This is a genomic window from Intestinimonas sp. (assembly GCF_026169115.1).
GTDB lineage: Bacteria > Bacillota > Clostridia > Oscillospirales > Oscillospiraceae > Intestinimonas.
This window is the reverse complement of record NZ_JAPFEA010000020.1, coordinates 21,627-47,777: the sequence shown is the minus strand read 5'-3', so window position 1 is coordinate 47,777 and position 26,151 is coordinate 21,627. Positions and strand designations below refer to the sequence as shown.

Annotated in this window: 20 protein-coding genes; 14 read left to right on the top strand and 6 right to left on the bottom strand. The window is 63.8% G+C overall.

Translation table 11 applies throughout. From position 1 onward, the window contains the following. Window positions 1-157 precede the first annotated feature (157 nt). Window positions 158-3,976, top strand: a complete 3,819-nt coding sequence (locus Q0Y09_RS01940; protein WP_297716850.1) for an S-layer homology domain-containing protein — start codon at window positions 158-160, stop codon at window positions 3,974-3,976. 546 nt (window positions 3,977-4,522) lie between these two features. Here the strand turns inward: Q0Y09_RS01940 and Q0Y09_RS01935 are convergent. After that, window positions 4,523-5,551 (bottom strand): hypothetical protein, encoded by a 1,029-nt coding sequence (locus tag Q0Y09_RS01935; RefSeq protein ID WP_297716848.1) that lies wholly within the window; start codon window positions 5,549-5,551, stop codon window positions 4,523-4,525. A gap of 585 nt (window positions 5,552-6,136) precedes the next feature. Here Q0Y09_RS01935 and Q0Y09_RS01930 point away from each other — a divergent pair. From Q0Y09_RS01930 to Q0Y09_RS01915, 4 genes are all read left to right on the top strand, one after another. Continuing rightward, window positions 6,137-8,149, top strand: coding sequence for an LTA synthase family protein (locus tag Q0Y09_RS01930; RefSeq protein WP_297716846.1), 2,013 nt, complete (start codon window positions 6,137-6,139; stop codon window positions 8,147-8,149). A gap of 10 nt (window positions 8,150-8,159) precedes the next feature. Beyond that, on the top strand, window positions 8,160-8,486 hold the full coding sequence (locus tag Q0Y09_RS01925; RefSeq protein ID WP_297716844.1) for a hypothetical protein: 327 nt from the start codon (window positions 8,160-8,162) through the stop codon (window positions 8,484-8,486). Window positions 8,487-8,500: 14 nt separating this feature from the next. Then, window positions 8,501-10,570: a serine hydrolase gene (locus Q0Y09_RS01920; RefSeq protein WP_297716842.1), complete on the top strand. Its 2,070-nt coding sequence runs from the start codon at window positions 8,501-8,503 to the stop codon at window positions 10,568-10,570. 328 nt (window positions 10,571-10,898) lie between these two features. Continuing rightward, window positions 10,899-12,485 carry an MBL fold metallo-hydrolase gene (locus Q0Y09_RS01915; RefSeq protein ID WP_297716840.1) on the top strand — a complete coding sequence of 529 codons (1,587 nt, stop codon included), beginning with the start codon at window positions 10,899-10,901 and terminating at the stop codon, window positions 12,483-12,485. A gap of 74 nt (window positions 12,486-12,559) precedes the next feature. Here Q0Y09_RS01915 and Q0Y09_RS01910 read toward each other — a convergent pair whose 3' ends face one another. Beyond that, window positions 12,560-13,204, bottom strand: a complete 645-nt coding sequence (locus Q0Y09_RS01910) for a YitT family protein (protein WP_297716838.1) — start codon at window positions 13,202-13,204, stop codon at window positions 12,560-12,562. Between the two features lie 355 nt (window positions 13,205-13,559). On the opposite strand from Q0Y09_RS01910, the gene Q0Y09_RS01905 reads away from it, so the two are divergent. The 3 genes from Q0Y09_RS01905 to Q0Y09_RS01895 all read left to right on the top strand — a co-directional run bounded on the left by Q0Y09_RS01905 (window position 13,560) and on the right by Q0Y09_RS01895 (window position 17,385). Beyond that, window positions 13,560-14,066 (top strand): dihydrofolate reductase family protein, encoded by a 507-nt coding sequence (locus tag Q0Y09_RS01905; RefSeq protein WP_297716836.1) that lies wholly within the window; start codon window positions 13,560-13,562, stop codon window positions 14,064-14,066. 222 nt (window positions 14,067-14,288) lie between these two features. Continuing rightward, on the top strand, window positions 14,289-16,196 hold the full coding sequence (locus Q0Y09_RS01900; RefSeq protein ID WP_297716834.1) for a S41 family peptidase: 1,908 nt from the start codon (window positions 14,289-14,291) through the stop codon (window positions 16,194-16,196). 178 nt (window positions 16,197-16,374) lie between these two features. Next, complete coding sequence (locus Q0Y09_RS01895; RefSeq protein WP_297716832.1) at window positions 16,375-17,385, top strand: copper amine oxidase N-terminal domain-containing protein; 1,011 nt, start codon at window positions 16,375-16,377, stop codon at window positions 17,383-17,385. 243 nt (window positions 17,386-17,628) lie between these two features. On the opposite strand, the gene Q0Y09_RS01890 is transcribed toward Q0Y09_RS01895, so the two are convergent. From Q0Y09_RS01890 to Q0Y09_RS01880, 3 genes are all read right to left on the bottom strand, one after another. Continuing rightward, window positions 17,629-18,423 (bottom strand): ABC transporter ATP-binding protein, encoded by a 795-nt coding sequence (locus Q0Y09_RS01890; RefSeq protein ID WP_297716830.1) that lies wholly within the window; start codon window positions 18,421-18,423, stop codon window positions 17,629-17,631. Then, entirely contained in the window at window positions 18,416-19,363 is a 948-nt protein-coding gene (locus Q0Y09_RS01885; RefSeq protein WP_297716828.1) for an ABC transporter permease, read from the bottom strand. Before Q0Y09_RS01885 ends, Q0Y09_RS01890 begins: the two co-directional genes overlap by 8 nt. A 105-nt stretch (window positions 19,364-19,468) precedes the next feature. Then, window positions 19,469-20,470: an ABC transporter substrate-binding protein gene (locus Q0Y09_RS01880; RefSeq protein ID WP_297716826.1), complete on the bottom strand. Its 1,002-nt coding sequence runs from the start codon at window positions 20,468-20,470 to the stop codon at window positions 19,469-19,471. Between the two features lie 200 nt (window positions 20,471-20,670). Between Q0Y09_RS01880 and Q0Y09_RS01875 the strand changes: the two genes are divergently transcribed. The 4 genes from Q0Y09_RS01875 to Q0Y09_RS01860 are packed head-to-tail and all read left to right on the top strand — an operon-like array spanning window position 20,671 to window position 23,211. Then, window positions 20,671-21,402 carry a WecB/TagA/CpsF family glycosyltransferase gene (locus tag Q0Y09_RS01875; protein WP_297716824.1) on the top strand — a complete coding sequence of 244 codons (732 nt, stop codon included), beginning with the start codon at window positions 20,671-20,673 and terminating at the stop codon, window positions 21,400-21,402. Beyond that, entirely contained in the window at window positions 21,399-22,067 is a 669-nt protein-coding gene (locus Q0Y09_RS01870; RefSeq protein WP_297716822.1) for a thymidylate kinase, read from the top strand. The genes Q0Y09_RS01875 and Q0Y09_RS01870 overlap by 4 nt, the downstream gene beginning before the upstream one ends. A gap of 36 nt (window positions 22,068-22,103) precedes the next feature. Next, window positions 22,104-22,649 (top strand): DJ-1 family glyoxalase III, encoded by a 546-nt coding sequence (locus tag Q0Y09_RS01865; RefSeq protein ID WP_297716820.1) that lies wholly within the window; start codon window positions 22,104-22,106, stop codon window positions 22,647-22,649. Then, complete coding sequence (locus Q0Y09_RS01860) at window positions 22,627-23,211, top strand: 5-formyltetrahydrofolate cyclo-ligase (protein ID WP_297716818.1); 585 nt, start codon at window positions 22,627-22,629, stop codon at window positions 23,209-23,211. The genes Q0Y09_RS01865 and Q0Y09_RS01860 overlap by 23 nt, the downstream gene beginning before the upstream one ends. Window positions 23,212-23,297: 86 nt before the next feature. Here the strand turns inward: Q0Y09_RS01860 and Q0Y09_RS01855 are convergent, their stop codons facing one another. Then, the gene (locus tag Q0Y09_RS01855) at window positions 23,298-23,474 is read right to left on the bottom strand and encodes a hypothetical protein (RefSeq protein WP_297716816.1); all 177 of its coding nucleotides are present in this window, start codon (window positions 23,472-23,474) and stop codon (window positions 23,298-23,300) included. Window positions 23,475-23,607: 133 nt separating this feature from the next. Here Q0Y09_RS01855 and mltG point away from each other — a divergent pair, with 133 nt between their 5' ends. Together mltG and Q0Y09_RS01845 are read left to right on the top strand one after the other, a co-directional pair. Beyond that, window positions 23,608-24,798 (top strand): endolytic transglycosylase MltG, encoded by a 1,191-nt coding sequence (gene mltG, locus Q0Y09_RS01850; RefSeq protein WP_297716814.1) that lies wholly within the window; start codon window positions 23,608-23,610, stop codon window positions 24,796-24,798. Between the two features lie 60 nt (window positions 24,799-24,858). After that, on the top strand, window positions 24,859-26,073 hold the full coding sequence (locus Q0Y09_RS01845) for a U32 family peptidase (protein WP_297716812.1): 1,215 nt from the start codon (window positions 24,859-24,861) through the stop codon (window positions 26,071-26,073). Window positions 26,074-26,151 lie beyond the last annotated feature (78 nt).

Below are 26,151 nucleotides of genomic sequence, written 5' to 3'. Positions count from 1 at the left end.
TGTTACAAAAGGCTCCATCCCCTTGACGGGAGGGGGTCGGATGGGGTATCATGAGCCCAGAGGTGAGGGGAGTTATACTTTGCTAATTGCCGAAAAAGTTCGGAAAAATGGCAAAAATACTCCAATTACCACAATTTTTAGAAGGAGGAATTCCAAAATGAGAAACCTCAAGCGGGCTCTCAGCCTGGCTCTGGCCTCCGTCATGGTGATGTCCATGATGGTCATCGGCGCCGGCGCTGCGAACCTCGACGACTTCTCCGACAAGGAAGAGATCGTCAACAAAGAGGCCGTCACCGTGCTGACCACTCTGAACGTCATCAACGGTAAGGACAACGGCTCCTATGATCCCACCGGGATCGTCACCCGTGCCGAGATGGCCAAGATCATCTGCGTCACCCTGAACGGCGGCAGCGACCCTGCCCTGGGCGCCGCCACCACCCACACCTACACCGACACCGTTGGTCACTGGGCTGAGCCTTACATCGAATACTGCACCCAGCTGGGCATCGTGGCCGGCAAGGGCGACGGCACCTTCGATCCCAACGGCACCGTGACCGCCACTGAGGCCGCCAAGATGCTGCTGGTGTCTCTGGGCTACAACGCCAGCTTCGAGAACATGGTGGGCGCCAACTGGGCCGTCTCCACCAACGTGCTGGCCAACCAGAACAAGCTCTACGCCGGTCTGAAGATCGACGTGGACGCCGGCCTGACCCGCGACAACGCCGCTCAGATGGCTTACAACGCCCTGAACTGCGAGATGGTGGGCTACACCTACGCTCTGGTCACCGGTCCTGACGGCTCCCTCACCTCCATCCCCCGCGTGGAGAAGGAGGACGAGACCCTGCTGAGCAAGAAGTTCGGCGGCGTCCGCGTCGAGGGCGTGGTGGTCCGCAACGAGCAGACCTCCAACAACTTCGAGGGCAAGACTGTCATCGACATCACCAACGGCGACGAGCTGGCCAAGGTGGGCCACAACTTCGTGACCACCTCCGGCGGCACTGTCAACAGCAAGGGCACCTTCGAGGTCTCCACCGACGCCTCCCTGCTGGGCACCTCCGTGTTCTTCTACGCTGTCCCCTCCGTGGCTTCCCCCAACAACACCGAGAAGGCTGTTGTTCTGGGCTCCGTCATGGACTCCGGTAAGAACGTGGTCGTCTCCACCAATGCCAGCTTCGGCGATGATGACATCAACGACTTCATGGACGGCGAGGACATCGACCTGGCTAAGGATGAACACGGTAACAATGCCTACACCACCTGTGTCAATGGCAGCGAGAAGACTAATGGCATCTCCGACCTGACCGCTCAGGAGAACGGCTACGAGATCAAGTTCATCGACAACGACAACGACGGCGAGACCGAGTACGTGGTCCAGACCACCTACGGCTTCGGCAAGGTCGTCCGCTACGACTCTGACGAGAAGGACGGCGGTCTGACCATCGACAGCCTGCCCGGCAGCAAGGACTACAAGGCCGAGAAGGTCATTGGTCTGGCTGACGTGGCCAAGGGCGACTATGTGGTCTACAACGAGATGGGCGGCAAGCTCTACGTGGTCAAGGCTGAGACCGTCACCGGCAAGCTGGAGACCTTCAAGGACAACAGCAAGGCCGACAACACCGACTACTACAAGGCCAACCTGACCGTGGACGGCACCACCTACAAGTTCTCCGGCGGCAAGCTGGACTACAACAGCCGTGACGGCGAGCTGAAGGACCCCATGGACTACACCAAGAACGACGCCATGGGCAAGGAGATCGTCCTCTACCTGGATAAGTTCGGCTATGTGGCCGCCACCTCCGACGTTGAGGCTTTCACCGACTACGCCTATGTGGCCAACGTCCGGACCAACGACGACGCCACCGCCATGTCCGGCTCCGTCCGCGTCTACGTGGTCCTGCCCGACGGCTCCGAGAAGTCCTACATCGTCAACAACTTCAACGGCAGCGATTCCTTCTCCGCCGCTAGCATCATCCCCGGCAACGTCTACGGCTACTACATCACCAGCGACGACAAGATCGACCTGACCGGCGCCAACAACATCGCTTTTGGCACTGCCGACCAGAACGTGAAGCACACCAGCGGCGATGTCACCGTGCTGAATGACACTACCAACACCAAGATCGCTGTCGACAGCGACACCATCTTCTACTATGCCCTCCTCAAGAGCGACAAGAGCGGCGTGAAGAGCGTGGAGACCTACGGCGGCAAGGACAAGGCTCCCTCCTTCGACCTGATCGTGGGCAACGGCACCACCGACCTGTCCGGCGTGCGCTATGTGGACCGTGACAACGACGGCGTGGCCGAGGCTCTGATCGTCACCACCGACAAGGTGACCTCCGCCAACGTCCTGTACCTCTACCGCTATGTGAAGAGCAATGGCGAGTACGCCATCTATGACGCTGTCATCGACGGCAAGCTGGTCGAGGGCATCTCCGTGGACTCCAAGGCCACCAACCTGGCCAAGAAGCCCTACAACTACACCATCACCAGCAAGGGCGTCTATCAGCTGACCGAGACCAACAGCACCTTCGCCAGAACTGACTTCGTCAAGCTGGCCGACGGCAAGCGCGTGATGCTGGCTGACGGCACCGAGGTGAAGATCACCGATGGCACCGCCATGGCCGAGATCGACGGCGGCGACACCGCCATCATCACCAACGTGTCCAAGAACGACTACGTCACCGTGGTCTTCGACACCGAGAACAAGGCTTACGGCATCTACCTGCTCCAGGCTTACTCCACCGACAACAAGGGCATCCTGGACATCAAGGAGCCCGGCACCACTGACCTGGAGAAGGTCAACGGCAAGTACCAGACCACCAGCACCACCATCGCTGACATCAAGGGCGACCTGATCGTCCCCGTGGGCAGCAAGGTCGTGATCGCGGCCTCCAAGCCCGCTAATCTGGCTGCTGCCGTTGCTGCCACCGACGTGGCCAGCCTGTCTGCCGGCAACCCCTACTACATCGTGGTTGTCTCCGAGGATCAGTCCGCTTACTCCGTTGACGAGCTGGTCATCCTGACTGGCGCTGCGGCTCCCACCTTCAGCACCGACCTGTCTGCCTCCCAGACTGGTTACGCCACTCTGACCGTCAACGCTACTGTCACTGACGGTGGCACCGTGAGCTATCAGTGGTACAAGAAGGGCGTTGGCGGCGCTGAGGACGAGGCTGTCTCCGGCGCTACCTCCGCTACCTACACCCCCACTGAGGCTGGGACCTACTACGTCATCGCCACCAACACCCTGAGCACCGGCGCCAAGGCCACCGCTAAGAGCACCGCGTGCGTCGTCAGAGCTCCCGCTGATACTGCTGCTCCCACCGTTCTGACCATCGCTGCTGGTACCGGCTCTGGTATCACCGCTGATCAGGGCAACCTGCTCACCACCTCCCCCAAGGTGACCGGTATTGCCGGCAGCACCGCCAAGATCTCCTACACTGTGACCGCTGACCAGTACATCACCATCACTGCCAATGGCAAGCCGGTTGTGGAGGAGATGCAGGGTTCCGGCGACTCCAAGAACTTCGCTCTGACCACCGCCAACATCACCGGGAAGACCCTGGAGATCAAGGTTGTTGTCACCGAGGACGGCCACAAGAACTTTGAGAAGACCTACACTGTGGCTGTTGAGCAGACCAAGGCTGCCGCTCCTACCGCTCTGGCCCTGGTGGGTGAGCAGGGGACCGGCGCTACAGATGCCCCTACCGTTGCTAGTAGCGGTAACCTGCTGAACCACAGCAGCAATGCTGTTACCGTGAGCAGCGCCGAGGAGGGCAACACCCTGAAGGTCACCAATACTCCTTCTGCTAGCACTACTGTGGAGTATGCCATTGATGGTGCCGGTACCGACACCACTGATGCCGCTTACAGCATCGTTGCCGAGGACATTGGTAAAACCGTTACCGTCACTGTCACCGTTACCCATGCTGGCTATGCTGATCTGGTTCTGACTTACGAGATCACTGTCACTGCCTGATTGCATTTGAGACACAGCAGTCACCGGTAAAGACTGACGAAGAATACAGCGCCCCGGACCATCTGGTCCGGGGCGCTCTTCTACCCATTTTTCGTTCTATCATCTGATTGCATGCCCTTGTGACCATGAAGGACAGGGGACGGATTCTTCGCCTGCGGCTCAGAATGACGCCCCCCGTCGTCCTGAGCGCGAGCGAAGGACCCGTTTCCCCCGTCCTTTTCGTAATGTCTGAGCGGAGGGAATGCGGATTCTTCGCCTGCGGCTCAGAATGACGAGGAAGGCGGTTCCGAATGACGGACATAGGGGCCGATGTCCCCATCGGCCCGCGCGCCCCCGCAGACCTTCCCCCTCTCAGGGGGAAGGTGGCATTTGCGGAGCAAATGACGGATGAGGGTGGGCATCAGGCGTGGCTTGGCGCTCCGGCCACTCCCTCAGTCGCCTGCGGCGACAGCTCCCTCTGAGAGGGAGCCAATGGCCCGCTGGGGTCGTCGGGCCCCACAACAAAAGAAATGCCGCGCCCCGCTGAAAGAGTGGGCCCTGCGGCCCTCACAGCACCACCACGCCATATTCCATCACCTGGGCGTTCCCGGTGAGCTCGATGCGCAGGCTGGCCCCCGGCCCGCCCGTCCCATCCAGAGAAAAGGCGGTCTCAGTCAGTCCGGTGGTCCCTGTTACGCTGGTGATGGGGCGGCTCTCCCCCTGGACCATGGCCTGCCAATCCTCCTCCTGCCCCCGCCGCCACAGCAGCTTGGGCGCGGCGCCGTAGCGGTGCCGTACCCAGGCCAGGACCCGGTCATAGTCCGATTTCAGATCGTAAAGGGGGGTGTGCATCCAGGCGTCCCTGGAGGGCCGGGGGGTACATTCCAGCCCATAGGCAAAGAAGTCCCGACTGCCCCAGGTGGCCCGGAGCTGGTGATAGCCCTCCGCCACCGAGCTGCCCGTGGTGACGGCGGTGTAGCGCATGATATAGGTGTGGTTCACCGACACATCGCAGGTGATGGGAAACCGTGTTCCGGCAAAGGAGCCGCTCACCGTGACCACCGGGGAACTGGCCAGCACCTGGCCGTCCAGTAAAATCTCCAGCTTGGCTGTCCCGGTGGTGACGGTGCTCTTGTCGGACTTGACACACTGGGCGTAGACCGTCACCGCCTTCAAGGTGCCGTTTCCGACGGCCGCCCACCGGTTGTCCCGGGTCTGGGAGGTGGACACCTCCAGCGTGGCGTCCTGCCATCTGGCATCCTGGTTCCCCAGACCCTGGGTCTCCACCTGGAGCATGCCAGAGGTCCACAAGAGGCCTTCGCTCTTCTCGGCGATGCCAGACATGTCGCCAAAGCTGTCGAAGAGCATCCCCTTTTTCCAGCCCATGTATTTGCCCTCGTAATACCGTTGCAGCATCAGGTTGTTCAGGTCGTAGCTCAGCAGCGGCAGGGCCCGGTCACACCGTCGGGCTATCTCCGCCGTTTCGCCCAGCGCCTCGTCCAGCTTTTCATTATTTTGGTTAAATTCCTCCCGTAAAAATTTGTCCCCCGGTTCCCACTGGCACAGCCCGTAATTTGTGGTATAGTTGCTCGCCATAATAGCATCCCTCCTCACCCATACCCGTCCCGGCCCGTCCAGTTGCATGGCTCCGCCGTCCCCCGGCCCGCCCCTGCCCGCAGGCTGCAAAAAGTCCATGAATCGGGACCGTTCCCGACGCCTTCCCTTGGGGGAAGGTCTGCGGGGGTGGGCGCACACACAGGTGTGCCCCACCCCCGTCATTCTGAGCCGCAGGCGAAGAATCCGTCTTCCTGCCCCGGTACAAAAGACCAGGGGACGGATTCTTCGCGCCGCTCAGAATGACGAATGTAGGGGCCGATGGGGACATCGGCCCCTACGCCCAACGGTGCGGCAGGTGTGTCGGGGCCGGTGTCCTCACCGGCCCGGCGTTTCGGCGTGGTATTTCTTTTGCTGTGGGGCCCGACGAGGTCGTCGCGCCCCACAAAATATAGCTCCCCCTTGACGGGGGAGCTGTCGCCGCAGGCGACTGAGGGGGTGGCCGGCGCGCAAACCACGCCCGATACACCCCCTCATCCGGCGGCGAATGTGCTCTTGCTTTTGGCCCCCCGCCGTTGTAAAATGAACGGTACGCCAACTCTTTATCATAAAAGGAACGAAACGACCATGAGCAAAGCGACCTCCGTCAAACAAAAACGCGGCGCAAAGGCCTCCCCGGCCCGCCGCCCCCTGTATTACCGCCGGGACCGGCTCCTCCCCGCCGCCGTCCTGGCCGCCGCCATCCTCCTGGGCCTGACGGCCTGCGGGCTCCCCCTGTGGCAGGGGCTGTGCTGGGCCCTGGCCCTGGGGGGCGTCTTCCCTCTGGCGCTTGATTTGGAGGAAAAGGCCGCCGCCCGGTGCCGGTGGGCCGCCTTCGTCCTCGGCCCCCTGCTCTCCTTCGTGCTGGTGGAGCAGATGAACTACAACTATCTGGTCTGGAAGGAGCTCTCTGCCCTCCAGATCGCGCTGAATCTGGCGTGGTATTACATGCTTGCCGGAGTGCTCTACCTGGTCACGGGCCGGGTGCGGCTGACGGCGGGGCTGACCGCCGGGTTCTTCGTCTTTGTGGGCCTGGCCAACCGGTATGTCATTCACTTCCGGGGGCGCACCATCTTCCCCGGCGATCTCCTCACCCTGCGGACGGCGGCCAACGTGGCGGGGAACTATGACTACACCCCGGACGCCGTGCAGCTCCACTGCCTGATGGCCCTGGCCCTCTTCCTCCTGCTGCTGTGGAAGGTGCCCAAGAGCGCCGGGCGGCAGAAGCCCCACTGGCAGGCGGCTCTCCCCGTCGCCCTCCTGGCCGCCGCCTATCTGGCGGTCTTTTTCCAGACCGACTTCCTCCGCCGTTTGGAGATCGAGCCCTCCCTGTGGACCACGCGGGGCAACGGCTTCGTCCTCAACTTCTCGGTCTGCCTGCGGTACAGCCGGGTGGAGGAGCCGGAGGGCTATTCTCAGGAGACCCTGGCCGCCATCGCCCAAGAGACGGAGGAGGGCCCGGCGGGCGGCGCGGCTGGCGCAGAGACCCCGGTGAACATCATCGTGGTGATGAACGAGTCCTTCTCCGACCTGGCAGAGGTCTTTGACCTGGAGACCAACACGGACCCTTTGCCCTTCTTCCACAGCCTCACGGAGAACACCATCCGGGGCACGGCCTACGCCTCCGTCTTCGGCGGCACCACCGCCAATTCGGAGTACGAATTTTTGACCGGCAACACCATGGCCTTCCTCCCCGAGGGGACGGTGCCCTTCCACATGTATGTGGGGGAGGAGGAGCCCAACCTGGGCGGCCAGCTCAAAGCCCTGGGCTACCACACCATCTTTATGCACCCCTACCTCACCTCCGGGTGGAATCGCCGGGCGGTCTACCAGAGCTTCGGCTTTGACGAGATTTACTTCCAGGGGGATTTCAACGACCCCGCCTACATGCGAAATTACATCACCGACCAGGCCAACTATGAGGAGCTGGTGCGGCGCTACGAGGGAAAAGAGGCCGGGGAGCCCCTCTTCGTCTTCAACGTCACCATGCAGAACCACAGCGCCTACAACGTGCCCTGGACGGGGCTGGACAAGACGGTCTGGCTCACCGGGGACATGGAGGGCCGCTACGGCACCGTAGACCAGTACCTCTCCCTGCTGCGGCAGTCGGACTATGCATTGGAGTACCTCATTCACTATTTCTCCCAGGTGGAGGAGCCCACCCTGATCCTGATGTTCGGCGATCACCAGCCCCAGGTGGTGACCAACTTCTACAACGAGGTGCTGGGGGGCGACTTTGAAGCGGTGGACATCGCCGCCGCCCAGCAGCGGCAGGAGGTGCCCTTCCTCCTCTGGGCCAATTACGACATCCCCGAGGCGGAGGGGGTGACCACCTCCCTCAACTACCTCTCCGCCATGCTGATGGAGACGGCTGGACTCCCCCTCACAGGGCACCAGCGGTTCCTGCTCCGGCTCCGGGAGACCGTGCCCGCCCTCAACGCCATGGGCTTTCTGGATGCCGGCGGCGTCTGGCACAAGGGCCGGGAGGACCTGCCGGAGGCGGCCCGGACGGGGCTGCTCCAGTACGAGTCCCTCCAGTACAACCTGCTCTTTGACAGCCCCGAAAACCGGCTGCCCGATTTCTTTACCCTGAAACCGTAAGGAGGAACAGATGGAACAGGAATTTTATCTCCCGGTGCTCTCCCACTTTGAAAACGACAACGGCTGGTCGGGGAGCCGGGGCCTGCTGTGCTACGAGATCGAAAAGCCCAAAGAGGGGACCCTGCGGGTGGTCATCTGGCAGGGGCCCTTCTGCCGGCAGTACGCCCGGCAGGAGGGGGAGGAGACCTTCCCGGTGAGCCAGGCGGGCATCGACGCCATGCGGGCCTGGCTCCTGGCCCAGGCCGACGCCATGAACGCCCACCCGCACCGGACGGCGGCGGAATGTCGGGCCTACTACGAGGAACGGACCAGACAAAGCGAAAAAACGGAAGAATAAGAGGAGGAACCATCATGAACTGGAAACGGATGCTCAGCGGGGCCCTGGCGGGGCTCATCCTTGTGCCCGCCCTGACCCTGCCCGCCTTTGCCGCCCAGGAGACGGCGGCGGGGGAGACCCTGGAGGACAAGGCCGCCCACGCCATCGCTCTGGCGGGGCAGTACGGCGGGGCCGACTCGGTCCGCTACGCCCTGTGGGAGGACGGGGAGATCACCGCCCAGGGGGGCTGGGGGATCTACTCCAAGACGGAGAACCGGGCCCTTACCGACGACATCCTCTACGGCATCGGCTCGGTGTCCAAGACCTACACCGCCGCCGCCGTCCTCACCCTGGCCCAGGCCGGCAGGCTGGCCCTGGAGGACCCGGTGACCAAGCACCTGCCCGGCTTCACCATGGCCGACGAGCGGTACAAGGACATCACCGTCCGCATGCTGCTGGACCACTCCTCCGGCCTTATGGGGGACAGCACCCGGGACGCCTTCCTCTTTGGCGATGCCGACGAGCACGCCGCCGACGACCTGCTGACGCGGCTGTCCACCCAGCGGCTCAAGGCCGCCCCCGGCGCCTACTGCGTCTACTGCAACGACGGCTACACCCTGGCCCAGCTGGTGGTGGAGGCGGTGAGCGGCATGGACTATATGGACTACCTCCACGCCGCCGTCCTGGACCCGGCGGGCCTTGCCGACACCTACGCCCCCGGAGATGACTTCGACACCAGCCGTCTGGCCAAGACCTACGCCTCCGCCGAAGACGTCCGGGCCCTCCCCCAGGACACCGTGGGCATCGTGGGCACCGGCGGACTCTACGCCACCGCCGCCGATCTGGCCGCCTTCGGCGGGCTCCTGTGCGGGAACGAGCTGCTGGAGCAGGAGTGGCTGGACCTGATGAACACCGACTGGGCCGCAAAGGGCCTGTGGCCGGAGGAGAGCGAAAACGACACCCTGGCCTTCGGCCTGGGCTGGGACAACGTCCACCAGTATCCCTTCAACCAGAGCGGCATCACCGCCCTGGTGAAGGGTGGCGACACCCTGCGCTACCACGCCTCCCTCGTCGTCCTCCCGGAGGCGGACAAGGCGGTGGCCGTCCTCTCCTCCGGCGGCGTGAGCACCTACGATCAGCTGGCGGGGGAGCGCATCCTCATCGACGCCCTGGCCGAGGACGGGGTGGCGGTGGACGAGGGCCTGCCTGCCCTCCCTGCCGGTCAGCCGGCGGCCATCCCGGAGGCGGTGAAGGCCAATGCCGGCGCCTATGTCTCCCTGGGCATGGTGGCCGCCGTGGCCTTCCCCGACGACCAGACCATGACCCTGACCGCCGCCGCTGCCCTGGGCGGGACGGTGCAGACCTACACCTATCGGGACACCGGCGTTTTTCTGGATGAGACCGGCACGGCGGCCCTGACCTTTGTCACGGAGGACAATGGCCGGACCTACCTCCGCCAGGAGGACTATGCCCCGGTGCCCGGCCTGACCTCCTCCGGCACCGCCAACTACGTCCTGGAGAAGCTGGAGCCCAACACCGGGGCCAGCCAGGCCGCCCTGGACGCCTGGGCCGCCAGGGGCGAAGAGCTCTACCTCATCGTCAACGAGAAGTACACCTCTCAGGTCTACCTGTCCGGGCCCTTCGCCGGGGTGACGGCCCTGCCGGAGACGCCGGGCTACGCGGCCGGCTTTGAGCGCATCGTGGACGAGACCCTGGCCCAGCAGTACATCCAGGTGCCCGGCAACGGCAGCCGCAACGGGGCCGACTACCGGATCGTCTCCGTGGACGGCAAGGAGTACCTGAAGGCGGGGGACTACCTGTGCGCGCCCGGCTCCGGGCTCGCGGACCTCTATGCCGGGGCGGGGGCCTACTGCACCATCCTGGACGACGGCCATGCCCGCTGGTTCCGCGTGGGGGCCCTGGCGGGGAAGACCCTGGCCGTTACCCTGCCGGAGGCGGGGGGCTTCACCGTCTATGACGCCAATGGCGTGGCGACGGCCAGCTCCGTGGCCTTCGGAGATACCTCCGCCGTGCTGCCGGAGGGGGGCTGGATCGCCTTCGCCGGCACACCCGGCGCCCGCTTCCACCTGAGTCTGGTGCAGTGAACAGTGGGGACGTGAGCGAGCTTCACCACTGATGGCGCCCCCACCCATCTGCGCAAGACGTTCCAACCTATGTCATTCTGAGCGCAGCGAAGAATCCGTTTTTCTCTGTCCTTATGCAGGTGGATGAGGAAGACGGATTCTTCGCTGCGCTCAGAATGACGGAAGGTGCTCAACATGGCGCATGGGCAAACAGAACATGAGATGACACGGGCCCGGCGCGAAGGGAAAGATCTTCGTGCCGGGCCAAAATGTAAACTTTCTGGGATGGCTTTACAGGGAGACTGCAAGGGGGTAGAATGGGGATAAGGAAAAACAAAGGAGGTGCCCCATGAAGCTCACATTTTTCGGCGCTGCCAAGGCCGTCACCGGGAGCTGTCACTGTGTGGAGGTCAACGGAAAGCGCATCCTCATCGACTGCGGACTCCAGCAGGGACGGGACGAGCGGGACAACCGTGTGCTGGACTTCGCCCCGGGCTACATCGACTATGTCATCGTCACCCACGCCCACATCGACCACACTGGCCGTATCCCGCTGCTGGTGAAGCAGGGCTTCCACGGCAGGATCGTGGCCACCCGCCTGACCGGGCAGCTCATGTCCATCATGCTGCGGGACTCGGCCCACATCCAGGAGTCGGACGCCCAGTGGCAGAACCAGAAGGGCCGCCGGGCCGGCCGGGCGCCGGTGGAGCCCCTCTACACCATCGCCGACGCCGAGCACGCCATGGAGCTGGTGGAGACCTATGAGTATGGGGAGCTGGTGGACCTGTGCGAGGGGGTTCGTCTGCGCTTTACCGACGCCGGCCATCTGCTGGGCTCGGCCAGCGCCGAGCTGTGGCTCACCGAGGAGGGGGTCACCCGGAAGATCGTCTTCTCCGGGGACCTGGGCAACGTGGACCAGCCCGTCATCCGGGACCCCCAGCCCATCGACGAGGCCGACTATGTGGTCATGGAGAGCACCTACGGAGACCGGCTCCACGAGCCGCCGGAGAGCTATACCCAGGCCCTGGCCCAGATCATCGACGAGACCTTTGAGCAGGGCGGCAACGTCATCATCCCCGCCTTCGCCGTGGGACGCACCCAGGAGCTTTTGTACTTCATGCGGGAGATGAAGGAGGAGGGGATGGTGAAGTCCCACCCCGACTTCCGTGTGTGTGTGGACTCCCCCCTGGCCAACGAGGCCACCCGCGTCTACTCCGGCAACCTCCGCGGCTATCTGGACGAGGAGGCTATCGAGGCGTTGAAGGGCGGCGCCCTCTTCCAGTTCCCCGGGCTCACCCTCACTGAGACCAGCGAGGAGTCCAAGGCCCTCAACCTGGACACCAGCTCCAAGGTCATCCTCTCGGCCTCCGGCATGTGCGACGCCGGGCGCATCCGCCACCACCTCAAGCACAACCTGTGGCGGAAGGAGTGCACCATCGTCTTTGTGGGCTATCAGGCGGAGGGGAGCCTGGGCCGGGCCCTTCTGGAGGGGGCCAAGTCGGTGAAGCTCTTCGGCGAGGAGATCGCCGTCAACGCCCGCATCGTCAACTTCAAGGGTCTCTCCTCCCACGCTGACCGGGACCACCTCCTGGCCTGGGCCACCCACTATGCCCCCAAGCCCCGGCACGTCTTCGTGGTCCACGGGGATGCGGCGGTCACCGAGATCTTTGCCCAGAAGCTGCGGGACGCCGGGCTTGCCGCCCACGCCGCCGAGTATGAGGAGGTCTACGACCTGGCCGCAGACCGGATGCTCTCCGCCGGCGTGCCCCTGCCCCCCAAGCCGGTCTCCGTCTCCGGTTCCCCCGCCTACCGGAAGCTGGAGGCCGCCGGTCAGGACCTCATGGAGGCCATCCGCCACAACAGGGGCGGCGCCAATCGGGATCTGGCCCAGTTCGAAAAGGAACTCCTGGCCCTCATTCAGAAGTGGGACCGCTGAACCAGACAGGACAGAAAACAACAGGGACGCTTCCGATGGGAAGCGTCCCTGTTTTCTATCCGTGTTGCCCTGCGTCACTGCGCCGGCTGGGCCTCGGGGGTGTCCTCCGCTCTGCGGCCCATGATCTGGATGCGGCCAATGAGGAAGGAGGAGAGGGTGACGGTGACGAGGGAGTAGAGGATGCGCGTGAAGGGGATATAGCTCAGAGAGAGGGCCAGCACGGTGAGGTCGGTGATGAGGTAGCACCGGGCGATGGGCCACTTGGTGAGGTGGGAGATGGTGAGGGCCAGGGCGTCGTCCCCGCCGCAGGCGCCGCCGATGCGGACCACCAGCCCCACGCCCACGCCCACGAAGAGCCCGCCCGCCAGGGCGGCGGCCAGGGGGTAGGCGCTCAGGTCGGGGAGGATGGGAGGGAACTGCTCCCAGAGGCCGTGAAAGCCGGCGAAGGCCAGACTGGCGACGACGGCATACTCGGCAAAGGCGCCCCCCAGGAAGCGCCAAGCCAGCACATAGCAGGCGATGTCCATGACGGGGCTTGCAATGGCGGGGGAGAGCCCCAGCCAGTGGTTGAGAAAGAGTGCCATACCCAGCACACCGCCCTCGGTGACCTGGGTCTGTTCGTGAATGTTGTAAAGGCCGAAGGACAGGATGGCGGAGCCAAGCAGGATGATGCCATAGGTGCGGAGGAAGGACAGGATGCGCTGCCGGGGGGAAAGCATGATAAAACTCCTAACTTAATTTTGTTGATAAAATATAGTATATCAGAAGTTTTGACCGGAGACAAGGGGAGACTCCAGTGGCCCCTGTTTACTTTTTTGAATGGCCCGGTTCCTGACTTTGTCAATTTCGCGGGGCACTGATTAAGACATAAAACTTTATGTGCCAAACGCGCGCCACGAAAATGGGAAAGGCTTGCGGCGTATGAAGTTTATGCGCATATGGGCCGTCCCGGCCCATGCGCTTTGATTCCATGGCCGTGCCGCTGAAAGCGGCACATAGCCATATTTGCTGTGCTTTTGCATGGCAAATATGGTAAAATAAAAGGCAAATCTGAACTTGTGGAGGGGGATAAAAATGAGCATATATTTTTATGGCTGTATGACATTGGACGGATACCTCGCGGATAGAAAACATAACTTAAACTGGCTTTATGAAACTGGAACCACTGAAGAGACAGATTATGAAAATTTTTATAACAATATGGATATTACGATCATGGGGAAAAGGACCTACGATGAAATATCGAAGTCAGGAGATGTAAAATCCGTCTACCCAACCACAAAAAACTATGTCTTTACTCATTCGCAAGAGATTCAGAGCGGAGTGGTTCCCGTGAATTGTGATGTTTTGGAATTTGTAAAACAAATTGATCCAGATAAAAACATCTGGATTGTCGGTGGAAATACGATATTATCACCGTTATTAGATGGTGATATGGTGGATTCCTTAATCATTCAAATCGCACCTGTGCTGCTTGGAGCTGGCATCCCACTGTTTACACAAAAGGAAGCATTAAAACGCTTTTCCCTAAAAACAGTAAGGCAATATGGACAGTTTGCGGAATTGGTTTATAGCAAATGACACTTGCAAAATTCCGGCTGATTAACAGTTATCATCTGTGAAGATACCTCCCTTCGTCATCTTGGTGAAGGGAGGTCGTCTTTTGTTCCGGGGTGTCCCAAGGGTGACCAGGGACCGTTCCACGGGCGATTGTTCACAGAACTGTAACCAAAGGATGGTGGACAGCGGAAAAGGGGGATGCTACAATGATAGGACCAGATACGGCAAAGGAGAACGTGACCCATGAAAACAAAACTGCCTGTACGCGCGGCGGCCCTCACCCTGGCCCTGACGCTGACCCTGAGCCCGGCGGCTGGGGCCATCACCGTGGAGGAGGCCCGGGAGCTGCTCCGGACGCATTACATCGACGAGATCCCCGAGGAGATCCTCTCCCTGCCCACCATTGAGGAGATCACCGCCGCCCTGGGCGATCCCTACACCTATTACATGACGGCGGAGGAGTACGCCGCCTTCCAGAGCGGCATGGGCGACACCAACGTGGTTGGGGTCGGCGTCATGGTGGAGAAGACGGCTGACGGACTGCTGGTCATCAGCGTCGCCCCCGACGCCCCTGGTCAGAAGGCGGGCTTGCAGATCGGCGATCTCATCGTGGCTGCCGGCGGGACCACCATTCAGGAGGCCGGCTCCCCCGACGCCCTGGCCGCCCTCATCACCGGAGAGGCGGGCACCCAGGTCACCCTTACCTTCCTCCGGGAGGGACAGGAGCTGGAGCGCACCATGGTCCGGGAGCCGGTGGTCTTTCCCACGGTCACCGGCCAGGTGGTGGACGACCACATCGGCTGGCTGAATTGCAGCAGCTTCGGCGAGACCAGCGGAGACTATTTTGAGACCTACATCACCGACGAGGACGAGGCCGCAGACCGCTGGGTGGTCGATCTCCGGGGCAATCCCGGCGGCTCGGCCACCGCGGTCATCCAGGCGGTGGGCCATGTGCTGGGCAACCACGACGTGGCCTATGTGGTGGACCGGCAGGGGAGCCTTGGGCTCTGGCGGCCCAACCCCTTCCCGGTGGAGATCCCCGGCCTGGTCCAGGAGCCCCTGGTGGTCCTGGTGGACGGGAACTCCGCCAGCGCCTCCGAGCTCTTCGCCGCCGCCATGCGGGATTACCGCTACGGTCTGGTCATCGGGACCCGGACCTTCGGCAAGGGCATCGCCCAGAACGTCTTTGAACTGGCCGAGGGCGACGCCTTCAAGATCACCACCAACCGCTACTACTCCCCCAACTATGTGACCCCGGACCGCTCCGGCGTGCTGCCCCACCTGGTGGTGGACGCCGATCTGGCCGACGAGGTGGCCCGGCTTCTGTGCGGGGTCGCGGCGGAGGTCCCCTCTGAGGACGTGCTGGCCATTGAGCTGGTGGACCAGACCTGGTACGTCCACCGGGAGGAGGCGGCGAGCGGGGACTACGCCCCCGCCTTTGCCCAGCTTCTGGCCGCGCTGCCCCCCGATACCCCCATGACCCTGGACGGCGAGGCCGTCACCCCGGCGGAGGCTGCCGAAGCCTGGGATGTGACCTATGATTCCCGCTGGTTTGCCGATGCCGCCGATTCCCCCTATGCCGATGAGATCAACACCCTGGCCTCCCTGGGCGTCCTCCTGGGCGACGGGACGGAACGCTTCGATCCCCAGGGCCAGCTCACCCGGGCCGAGCTGGTGTCCATGATGGTCCAGGCCATGGGCTACTGGTGCTGGGAGAGCCAGGGCAGGGCCCCCTTCTCTGACGTGACAGAGGAGGACTGGTATGCCGCCGCTGTGGACATCGCCTACAACCTGGGCCTTGTCCGGGGGGACGAGACCGGGGCCTTCCGGCCCGACGAACTGGTGGACCACCAGCAGTTTCTGACCATCCTGACCCGGATGGGGGAGCGGTCCGACCTCTCCGTCGAGCGCCGCCTGGAGCAGGTGACGACGGAGGAGCTGGCCGCCGAAGCGGTACAGACCTATGACGCCTGGGCCCGGCCCTTCGTGGTGACGGCGCAGGAGCTGGGCTTCCTGGCCGGGCCCCTGGAGGAGCTGGCCCCCCATGTTCCCACCACCCGGGAGGAGGCCGCCGCCATGCTCTATCACATGCTGGACTATATTGGCATCCTGACCCCTGCGGTATCCGAGACAGCAGATGGGGAATCATGAAATTTATGCGCATATGGGCCGTCCCGGCCCATGGGCTTTGATTTCATGGCCGTGCCGCTGAAAGCGGCACATGGCCAATTTTGCGATGCTTGCTATGCTTTTGCATAGCAAAAAAGGAACCATTTTTGCGTGGACGTCGTCCAAAAGCAGAACGACGGAGAAGGAGGCAGATGCCAATATGAATTACCGCAAGATGCTGGGCGCCGCCCTGGCGGCGGCCCTGGCCCTGACCCTGGGCGTCCCCGCCCTGGCGGCGGAGGGGAAGAGCGTCCCTGTGACTGGGACGGACCCCGTCTATACGCTCATCCAGCGGGGCGCGGCCTTCCCCACCCGGGTGTGGGGGACCGCCGTGGAGCTGGGCGACAGGAGTCTCACCCTGGAAAACAGCGATGAGCGCGCCCCCCATCAGAAGGTCGTGGTCAACGTGGGAGAGGAGACCGTCATCCTGGACGCCGTCTCCGGCGCAACCAGGAGCTTTGACGATCTGCGGGCCGGCGAGACCCTCTATGCCTGGGTGGGCCCGGAGATGACCATGAGCCTGCCCCCCATCAGCACCGCCCGGGTCGTCCTGTGCGGCATCCCCGCCGACTTCGCCGTCCCCACCTATGCCGAGGTGGAGACCATCACAGTGACCGAGAAGGGCGTGGACGCCTATGTGAGCAATGATGTGCTCCTCCACCTGAGCGCCGACACCGAATATCTGGCCGCCCCCGGCGGAACGGAGAAGGTGGAGGCCGCCGACATCGTGCCCGGCGCCCGTCTGCTCGCCTGGTACAGTGTGACCACCATGAGCCTGCCCGCCCAGGCGTCTCCCAGCAAGGTCATGGTCTTCCCCTCTGATTACACGGGCTGGGTGTCCGCCGACGGCCTGGAGCTCGCCATCAACGGTGAATCGCTGACTCTGGAGGGGCCCTCCGCCGCCAAGGTGAAGGAGGGCCGCCTGCTGGTGCCGGTGCGGGCGGTGGCCGAAGCTCTGGGTTGTGAGATCACCTGGGAGCCCTATACCAGCCAGGTCACCGTGTCCAGGGGGGACACGGAGTGCTATCACTTCACCATCGGCGCTGACCAGGCCGCCATGGGCGACGTCACCGTGGGTCTGGTCCGTGCCGCCGAGGCTGTGGACGGGGTCACCTTCCTGGCCCTGGATGACCTCATCGTCCTCCACGGCTTGAAGCTCTCTCAGGGCTGAGACGAACGGATAAAAAATTCCCCGGACCAAGAGGTCCGGGGAATTTTTGTGTTTTCAGCCCAGCAGGAGCTTGTCGTCAGCTTCGTCAGAACCGCTGTTTCCCCAGCCGGCCTGTGGCCGGCCGGGGGGCTAGATTGCATTTCCATGGGCGGAAGTGAATTCCGCCCATGGCAAGGTTTTGCTGCACAAAACGCTTGTACGGCGTGACCGCCGTCCCATCTGCGATGGGACCCGGCCAGCGGCTCAGCCCAGCAGGAGCTTGTCGTCGGCTTCGTCAGAACCGCTGGCCTGGCTGAAGAGGGAGAGAAGCTGTTCCACGGTGAGGTTTTTCTTCTCCTCGCCGGAGACGTCCACCGCCACCCGTCCCTCATACATCATGATGAGCCGGTTGCCGTGGGCGATGGCGTCCCGCATGTTGTGGGTAATCATGAGGGTGGTGAGGTTGTCCCGCTGGACGATCTTCTCGGTGGCGTCCAGCACCTTGGCCGCCGTCTTGGGGTCCAGGGCGGCGGTGTGCTCGTCCAGGAGGAGGAGCTTGGGCTTGACCAGGCTGGCCATGAGGAGGGTGAGGGCCTGGCGCTGGCCGCCGGAGAGGAGCCCCACCTTGGCGGTGAGCCGGTCTTCCAGGCCCAGGTCCAGGATCCGGAGAAGCTCCCGGTATTCGCTCCGCTCTTTGGCGGTGATGCCGGCTTTCAGGCCCCTGGACCTGCCCCGGCGGGCGGCCAGGGCCAGATTTTCTTCGATCTGCATGGTGGCGGCGGTGCCCATCATGGGGTCCTGGAAGACCCGGCCAATGTACTGGGCCCGCTTGTGTTCGGGCAGGCGGGTGACGTCGATGCCGTCGATGGTGATGGTGCCGGAGTCCACCGGCCACACCCCTGCCACGGCGTTGAGGAGGGTGGACTTGCCGGCGCCGTTGCCGCCGATGACGGTGACGAAGTCCCCGTCGGCCAGGGTGAGGGAGACCCCCTGGAGGGCCCGTTTTTCATTGATGGTGCCGGGATTGAAGGTCTTGCGCACCTCTCTGAGCTCAAGCATTGCGGACGCCCTCCTTCCGAACGGTTTTGGTGAAATATCTGCCCTTCCAGTAGGGGATGGTGAGGAAGACGGCCACCACCAGGGCGGTGAGCAGCTTCAGGTCGGTGGACTCCAGGCCAAGCCGGAGGACCAGGGTGATGACCACATAGTAGATGATGGCGCCGATGATGGCGGAGAGGAGCTTGAGGGCGAAGTTGATGAAGACCTTGCCCAGAAGCACCTCGCCGATGATGACGGCGGCCAGACCGATGACGATGGCGCCCCGGCCCATGTCCACGGTGGCGCTGCCCTGATACTGGGCCAGCAGGCCGCCGGAGAGGGCCACCAGACCGTTGGAGACCACCAGACCCAGCACCTTGGCGAAATTGGTGTTGATGCCCTGGGCCCGGGCCATGCTGGGGTTGGCGCCGGTGGCCCGGAGGGAGCAGCCCAGCTCAGTGCCGAAGAACCAGTAGAGAACGGCAATGACCGCCGCCGTGAGGACGAGGAGGAGGAGGAGGGGGTTGCGGAAGCTCACCTCACGGATATAGCGGGAGGATAGGAGAAGGGACTGCTTGTCCACGCTGAGTGCCAGGGTGGCCTTGGTGCTGGCGCCGCTGCCGATGGCCATGATGCGCAGGTTGATGGAGTAGAGGGCCAGCTGGGTGAGGATGCCGGAGAGGATGGCGGGGATACCACAGGCGGTGTGGAGCAGCCCGGTGACCAGACCAGCCAGCATGCCGGAGATGACAGCCAGGAGCAGGGCCACCCACGGATTGAGGCCCAGGGTGATGCCCAGGGCGGCCACCGCGCCGCCGGTCGCCAGGGAGCCGTCCACCGTCAGGTCGGCCACGTCCAGAATGCGGTAGGTGATGTAGACGCCGATGGCCATGACGCCCCAGGCCAGGCCCTGACCGAGGGCCCCGGGCAGGGAGTTGAAGAAGGAGAGCAGGAAGTCCATAGGTCGATACCTCCAAAGGATGGATTTCGCCGCGGGCGGGAAACGCGCAAGAACAGCGGAGGCGCGCCCCGCTGTTCTTGCGATTTTAGAAGGAGAAGGGGAGACTCAGGCGATGGCCTCGTAGTCCTCGGGCATGGTGAGGCCCAGGGTCTCGCAGTTGGCGGCGTTATACATTTTGGTGACGTTGGGGGCGTACTCCACGGGCATGGTGGAGATATCGGCCTCACCGGTGAGGATCTGAGCCGCCATCTCACCGGTCTTGTAGCCAATGTCGTAGTAGCTGATGGAGAGGGTGGCCACGCCGCAGCCGGTACACAGGCCGACCTCGCCAGTGATGACGGGGACGCCGGCGGGGAGGACCACATTGGCGATGGTCTCGGTGTTGGCGGCGGCGGTGTTGTCCGTGGGGATGTAGAGCACGTCGGAGCCGTCGCAGGCGGTCTGGGCCACGGAGGACAGGTCGTTGACGTCGGTGAAGGCGTACTGGGTGCAGGCATAGCCCATGTCCTCCAGATGGCCCTGGATGGTCTCCACCTGGTAGACGGAGTTGGGCTCGCCGGAGCAGTAGAGCAGGCCCACGCTGGCGGCGTCGGGGAAGAGCTCCTGGAGCATGGCGGCCTGCTGGTCCAGGGGGGCCAGATCGGAGGTGCCGGAGATGTTGCTGCCCACGGTGCCGGTCCAGCCGTCGATGGAGAGGGCGGTGGCGTAGTCGGTCACCGAAGTGCCCAGCACGGGGATGTCGGCGGTGGCCGAGGCGGCGGCCTGGAGGGGATAGGTAGCGTTGGCCAGAATGAGGTCCACGTCGGAGGCCACAAAGCCGTCCATGATGGTGCCGCAGTTGGCGTACTCGCCGCCGGCGTCCTGCTTCAGGAACTCCACCTGGTTGGGGAGCAGCTCGTTGAGGGCGTCCATGAAGCCCAGGGTGGCGGCGTCCAGCGCCTCATGGGTCATCTGTTGGCAGATGCCGACGGTGTAGGTAGCGGCGCCCTCGGCGGGAGTGGTGGTATCCGGGGCAGGGGTGGAGCCGGAGCCGCCGCCGCAGGCGGCCAGGGACAGGACCAGAGCGCTGGCAGAGGCCAGAGCGGTCACTTTCGTGAAAAGATTCATTCTCCTCATCCTTTCGATTGGTGCAAGTCGACACTTCATTGCTTTTTTGCATTAAAGTATTGTCTGTATTATAGCCTGTTTTCCCAAAATGTCAATGCTTAATTTTTCATAAAACCTGGATAGGCGGTCCAGGTTCCGATAGACTTTTGGGCAGGGGTGTGGTATGATGGCTGAGAATGATGAAAATGGAGGCATGTGCCTTGCGGACAGAGATCATGGGGGTCGGCTTTGACGACCTGACCCTGGACGAGGCGGCCAAGCGGGCCGCCGGTATGATAGAGGAGGGGGGCTTCCACTATGTGGTGACCCCCAACCCGGAGCTGGTGGACCGCGCCCGGCGGGAGGAGCCCTTCCGCCAGGCCCTCAACGGGGCCGATCTGGTCCTCCCCGATGGCATTGGGGTGGTGTACGCCGCCAAGATCCTGGGCCGGCCCCTGAAAGGGCGCTGCCCCGGCATCGACTTTGCGGGAAAGCTCATGGAGCACATGGCCCGGAGCGGGCTGCGGCTCTATCTGCTGGGGGCCAAGCCCGGCGTGGCCGAGACCGCCGCCGCCCGGCTGGAGGCCGGGTACCCCGGCCTCACCATCTGCGGCACCCACGACGGGTACTTTCAGGAGGACGAGGCCGTGGTAGAGGACATCCGGGCGGCCGGGGCCGATGTGGTCTTCGTCTGCCTGGGGGCCCCCAAGCAGGAGTACTGGATGGTCAAAAACGGCCCCGCCACCGGCGCACGGCTCATGGCCGGGCTGGGCGGGAGCCTGGATGTCTTCGCCGGCGTGGTGGAGCGGGCCCCGGAGGGCTGGCAGAAACTGGGTCTGGAGTGGCTCTACCGGCTGATTCGGGAGCCCAGCCGCATTGGTCGGATGGCGCGGCTGCCCCTCTTCCTGGTGTCCGCCTTCGGGGCGCGTGGAAAGGGGGAGAAGGGGACGTGAAGGGCAGACTCATTGTGCTGGAGGGTACCGACGGGTCGGGTAAGTCCACCCAGTTCGGCCTTCTCTGCCGGCGGATGGAGGCGGAGGGCAAACCCTTCCACCGCATCGTCTTTCCCCAGTATCAGGAGCCCTCGTCGGCCCTGGTGCGGATGTACCTGGGGGGCGAGTTCGGGTCCCGGCCCGACGACGTGAACGCCTACGCCGCCTCCTCCTTTTACGCGGTGGACCGGTACGCCTCTTACAAAAAGGTGTGGGGGGCGGAGTATGAGGCGGGAGGGCTCATCCTGTCTGACCGCTACACTACCTCCAATGCTGTCCACCAGACCAGCAAGCTGCCGGAGGGGGACAGGGAGCCCTTCCTGCGCTGGCTCTTTGACTTTGAATATGACAAGCTGGGGCTGCCCGCCCCGGACCTGGTCCTCTATCTGGACATGCCCACTGACCAGGCGGTGGAGATGCTCCGCCGCCGGGAGGGGGAGACCCACACCACCGGGGACATCCACGAGGTGGATACGGCCTACCTCCGCCGGTGCCGGAGGGCGGCCCTGGCCGCCGCCGGGCTGTGCGACTGGGAGCGGATCTCCTGCGTGGATGCGCAGGGGGCGGTCCTCCCGCCGGAGGTCATCCACCGGCAGATCTGGGACCGGGTCAGCCCCCTGCTGTGAGGGGTTATCACACAAATCATCGGAGGAGAATGATCCATGGTATATATTCTGCTGGGAGAGGGCTTTGAGGAGGCCGAGGCCATCGTCCCCGGGGACCTGCTGCGGCGGGCCGGGGTGGAGGTGGCCTATGTGGGCCTGGAGGGCCCCCAGGTGACGGGGAGCCACGGCGTCACCGTCACCGCCGACCTCACCCTGGAACAGGTGAAGACGGAGGACATGGAGATGCTGGTGCTGCCCGGCGGGCTGGGCGGCGTGGCCTCCATCCAGATGGACCTCTTTGCCACCGCCCTCATCCAGAAGGCCAGGGACCTGGGCTGCTGGCTGGCGGCCATCTGCGCCGCCCCCTCCATTCTGGCCCACATGGGCATGCTGGAGGGCCGCCCCGTCACCTGTCATCCCTGTGTGTGGGAGGAGATGGGGACGGCCCAGGTGGACCGGCAGGCCCAGGTGGTGACGGACGGGAAGATCATCACCGCCCAGGCCGCCGGAGCCGCCTTCCCCTTCGGATTGAAGCTGGTGGAGGTCCTCAAAGGCGCTGAGGCGGCCCGGAAGATCGCCGATGGCATCCTGTACCGGGGCTGACAAGGCCGCGCTGCGGGCGGCCATCCGGGCAAGGGCAGCCGCCCTGGACCCGGCGGAGCGCCGGCGGAGCGACCAGACCCTGACGGACCGGTTCCTGACCCTGCCCTGGACGGCCCAGGCCCATACTGTCCTCCTTTTTTGCGGCGTGGGGACCGAGCCGGACACCCGCCCCCTTTTGGAGGGGCTGTGGCGCTCCGGCAAGCGGGTGCTCCTGCCCCGGTGCCTGCCCGGCAGGGCCATGGAGACCCGGCTGGTCCGGAGCTGGGCGGAGCTGCGCCCCGGGGCCTATGGCATCCCGGAGCCCGGTGATGCCTGTCCCGTGGTGGAGAAGGGGGACATTGACCTCATCCTGGTCCCCGCCCTGTGCTATGACCTGTCCCGCCGCCGTCTGGGTCAGGGGGGCGGCTACTATGACCGCTATCTGACCGGATTCGGGGGGCGGACGGCGGGCCTCTGCCGGGCGTGTCTGCTCCAGAAGACGTTGCCCGTGGAGGACCACGACAGGGCGGTAGACCTGGTGCTGACGGAGGAGCGCCGGCTGGAGGACCCGTCCCATATCTGAGCAAAAAAGAGGCGGAGCCGGCTGGCTCCGCCCCGGAGGGAGGACTGCGGTGCTGTAAGTAGGCCGGGGAGGCAGTTACAGGGGACTTAGCAGCAGGGGTCGCAGCCGCAGCTGTTGTTATTGTTGCAGCCGCACCCGCAGCCGCAGTTGTTGTTATTGTTGCAGCTGCACCCACAGCCACAGCTGTTCCCGCCGCCGCAGCAGCAGCACACCAGGATGAGGATCAGGATGATCCAGCAGCAGCTACCATTGTTACCGAACATGAACGACACACCTCGTTTTCAGAGTTTGGAGGACCGCCGGTCCAGCCGGTGGGGTTTCCCTCCAACTGGCCTATTCTATGTGGCGGGACTGCAATGGGTTCCCCGCGACGCGCACCGGAAGGAGAAACTGCCTATGTCACAAGAGGAAAGAAAAAGTCCCGCCGGACGGCGTGAGCAGCCCCGGGAGGGGAGCGAGCGCACCGTCCGCAGGAGAGGGAGAAAGAAAAAGGGCGTCAGCCTGCTGGGTACCCTGCTGTATGTGGCCTTTGTCATCGGCATCTCCACCCTGCTGGCGGCGGTGGGCTGGGTGGCGGCCAACGACGTGCTGGCCCTCAACAAGGAGGAGCACTCTGCCATCATCACCCTGCCGGAGGACATCTTCACCGAGAAAGAGGTGGAGGTGAAGACCGACGAGGGCACCAAGACCAAGACCATCGAGGTGGCCGATCTGGGGTATGTGGCCGACCAGCTCAAGGAGAACGGCATCATCGAGTTCAAACTGGTTTTTGGGCTCTTCTCCCTGTTCTCCAACGCGGAGGAAAAGATGACCCCCGGCACCTATCAGCTGGACACCGACATGGACTACCGGGCCATCGTCACCAACCTGGGCTCCAACTCGGCCAGCCGGCAGATGGTCACCGTCACCATCCCCGAGGGCTTCACCGTGGATCAGATCTTCCAGCGCCTGGATGAGAAGGGGGTCTCCACGGTGGAGAAGCTCCAGTCCATGGCGGCCTCCCATGACTATGCCTTCTCCTTCCTCCAGGAGATCCCTCTGGGCGATTACCACCGGCTGGAGGGCTACCTCTTCCCCGATACCTACGAGTTCTATATGGGCGAGGACCCCAAAATGGTCATCAACAAGATGCTGGTGAACTTTGACCGCCGCTTTACCGACGAGATGCGGGCCCAGGTCCAGGAGAAGGGGTATACCGTCCGGGATATGGTCATCATGGCCTCCATGATCGAGCGGGAGACCGACGGCAATGACCGGGCCACCATCTCCTCTGTCATCTATAACCGCCTCAACAACCCCAACGCCGGCACCCAGGGCTATTTGCAGATCGACGCCACCCTGGTCTACGCCCTGGGGCGCACCATCACCTCGGAGGACTATACCGCCGACACGCCCTATAACACCTACACCAACAAGGGCCTGCCCCCCGGACCCATCTCCAACCCAGGTCTGGCCGCCATCCGGGCCGCCATGGAGCCGGAGAACACGGGCTATTACTACTATGCCCTGGGCAGCGACGGCACCCACTCTTTCTTCCAGAGCCTGGAAGCGCAGCAGAACTTCATCGCCCAGCAGCGGGGCAATTAACAAAGACATTGGAGGGCCGCCGGGTACGGCGGCCCTCTTTGCAACAGGAGGAGCATGAGCATGAGCATTGAGCTGTTGGCCCCGGCGGGGGACATGGAACGGCTGCGGATGGTGGTGGCCTACGGCGCCGACGCGGTGTACCTGGCCGGGGGTGACTTCGGCATGCGGGCCTTCGCCGGCAACTTTGACCGCAAAGAGCTGCGGGAGGCGGTGGAGCTGTGCCACAGCCGGGGGGTACGGGTCCATGTGACCTGCAACACCATGCCCCGGTGCGAGGAGGTGGACCGGCTGCCGGAGTGGCTGGAGTACCTGGACAGCGTGGGGGTGGACGCCGCCATCATCGCCGACCTGGGGGTCTTCCGCATGGCTGAGAAGTACGCCCCCCATCTCCAGCGCCATATCTCCACCCAGGCCGGCGTCACCAACCACGCGGTGGCCCAGAGCTGGTACGACCTGGGGGCCAGCCGGGTCATCCTGGCCCGGGAGCTCTCCCTGGAGGAGATCCGCACCATCCGGGCCAAGACCCCCAAGGAGCTGGAGATCGAAGCCTTTGTCCACGGGGCCATGTGTGTGAGCTATTCGGGGCGGTGCCTGCTCTCCAACTACATGACGGGGCGGGACGCCCAGCGGGGCATGTGCGCCCAGCCCTGCCGCTACAAGTATGCCCTGGTGGAGGAGAAGCGGCCCGGGGAGTACTTCCCCGTCTATGAGGAGGACAATGAGACCTTTATCATGAACAGCCGGGACATGTGCATGATCGACCACCTGCCCGAGCTCCTGGAGGCCGGACTGAGCTCTTTGAAGATCGAGGGCCGGGCCAAGTCGGCCTACTACGCCGCTGTGGTCACCGGGGCCTACCGCCACGGGATCGACGCCGCCCTGTCCGGGGAGCCCCTGGACGCCGTCTGGCGGGATGAGCTGGACAAGGTCTCCCACCGGCCCTACGCCACCGGCTTTTATTACGGCCCGCCGGGGCAGTACACCGGCGACGCCCGCTACATCCGGGATTACCAGGTCTGTGCCATGGTGGAGACCTGCGACGCCGCCGGAAATGCCGTCCTCTCCCTGCGCAACAAGTTTTCCGCCGGGATGGAGGTGGAGCTGCTCTCTCCCGGCCTGACGCCCATGACCTTTGCCGCGCCGGAGATGGAGGACATGGACGGTCTCCCCCTCCAGGAGCCCAAAAAGCCGGAGATGCGCTTCAAGATGCGCCTGCCCCGCCCGGTGAAGCCCCTTTCCCTCCTCCGCCGCCGGGTGGAGCTGAGCCCACAATAGTTCTGCACAAAAACTAAGTCTGGAAATCTGAGAAATTTGTGCTATAATATGATCTGATAACAGCCGGCGGCCTCCCAG

What these genes read in the sequence shown, in the direction of transcription:
- Q0Y09_RS01940 (WP_297716850.1), top strand. Translation starts at nt 158, where the DNA reads ATGAGAAACCTCAAGCGGGCTCTCAGCCTGGCTCTGGCCTCCGTCATG.
- Q0Y09_RS01935 (WP_297716848.1), bottom strand. Translation starts at nt 5,551, where the DNA reads ATGGCGAGCAACTATACCACAAATTACGGGCTGTGCCAGTGGGAACCG.
- Q0Y09_RS01930 (WP_297716846.1), top strand. Translation starts at nt 6,137, where the DNA reads ATGAGCAAAGCGACCTCCGTCAAACAAAAACGCGGCGCAAAGGCCTCC.
- Q0Y09_RS01925 (WP_297716844.1), top strand. Translation starts at nt 8,160, where the DNA reads ATGGAACAGGAATTTTATCTCCCGGTGCTCTCCCACTTTGAAAACGAC.
- Q0Y09_RS01920 (WP_297716842.1), top strand. Translation starts at nt 8,501, where the DNA reads ATGAACTGGAAACGGATGCTCAGCGGGGCCCTGGCGGGGCTCATCCTT.
- Q0Y09_RS01915 (WP_297716840.1), top strand. Translation starts at nt 10,899, where the DNA reads ATGAAGCTCACATTTTTCGGCGCTGCCAAGGCCGTCACCGGGAGCTGT.
- Q0Y09_RS01910 (WP_297716838.1), bottom strand. Translation starts at nt 13,204, where the DNA reads ATGCTTTCCCCCCGGCAGCGCATCCTGTCCTTCCTCCGCACCTATGGC.
- Q0Y09_RS01905 (WP_297716836.1), top strand. Translation starts at nt 13,560, where the DNA reads ATGAGCATATATTTTTATGGCTGTATGACATTGGACGGATACCTCGCG.
- Q0Y09_RS01900 (WP_297716834.1), top strand. Translation starts at nt 14,289, where the DNA reads ATGAAAACAAAACTGCCTGTACGCGCGGCGGCCCTCACCCTGGCCCTG.
- Q0Y09_RS01895 (WP_297716832.1), top strand. Translation starts at nt 16,375, where the DNA reads ATGAATTACCGCAAGATGCTGGGCGCCGCCCTGGCGGCGGCCCTGGCC.
- Q0Y09_RS01890 (WP_297716830.1), bottom strand. Translation starts at nt 18,423, where the DNA reads ATGCTTGAGCTCAGAGAGGTGCGCAAGACCTTCAATCCCGGCACCATC.
- Q0Y09_RS01885 (WP_297716828.1), bottom strand. Translation starts at nt 19,363, where the DNA reads ATGGACTTCCTGCTCTCCTTCTTCAACTCCCTGCCCGGGGCCCTCGGT.
- Q0Y09_RS01880 (WP_297716826.1), bottom strand. Translation starts at nt 20,470, where the DNA reads ATGAATCTTTTCACGAAAGTGACCGCTCTGGCCTCTGCCAGCGCTCTG.
- Q0Y09_RS01865 (WP_297716820.1), top strand. Translation starts at nt 22,104, where the DNA reads ATGGTATATATTCTGCTGGGAGAGGGCTTTGAGGAGGCCGAGGCCATC.
- Q0Y09_RS01860 (WP_297716818.1), top strand. Translation starts at nt 22,627, where the DNA reads ATGGCATCCTGTACCGGGGCTGACAAGGCCGCGCTGCGGGCGGCCATC.
- Q0Y09_RS01855 (WP_297716816.1), bottom strand. Translation starts at nt 23,474, where the DNA reads ATGTTCGGTAACAATGGTAGCTGCTGCTGGATCATCCTGATCCTCATC.
- mltG (WP_297716814.1), top strand. Translation starts at nt 23,608, where the DNA reads ATGTCACAAGAGGAAAGAAAAAGTCCCGCCGGACGGCGTGAGCAGCCC.
- Q0Y09_RS01845 (WP_297716812.1), top strand. Translation starts at nt 24,859, where the DNA reads ATGAGCATTGAGCTGTTGGCCCCGGCGGGGGACATGGAACGGCTGCGG.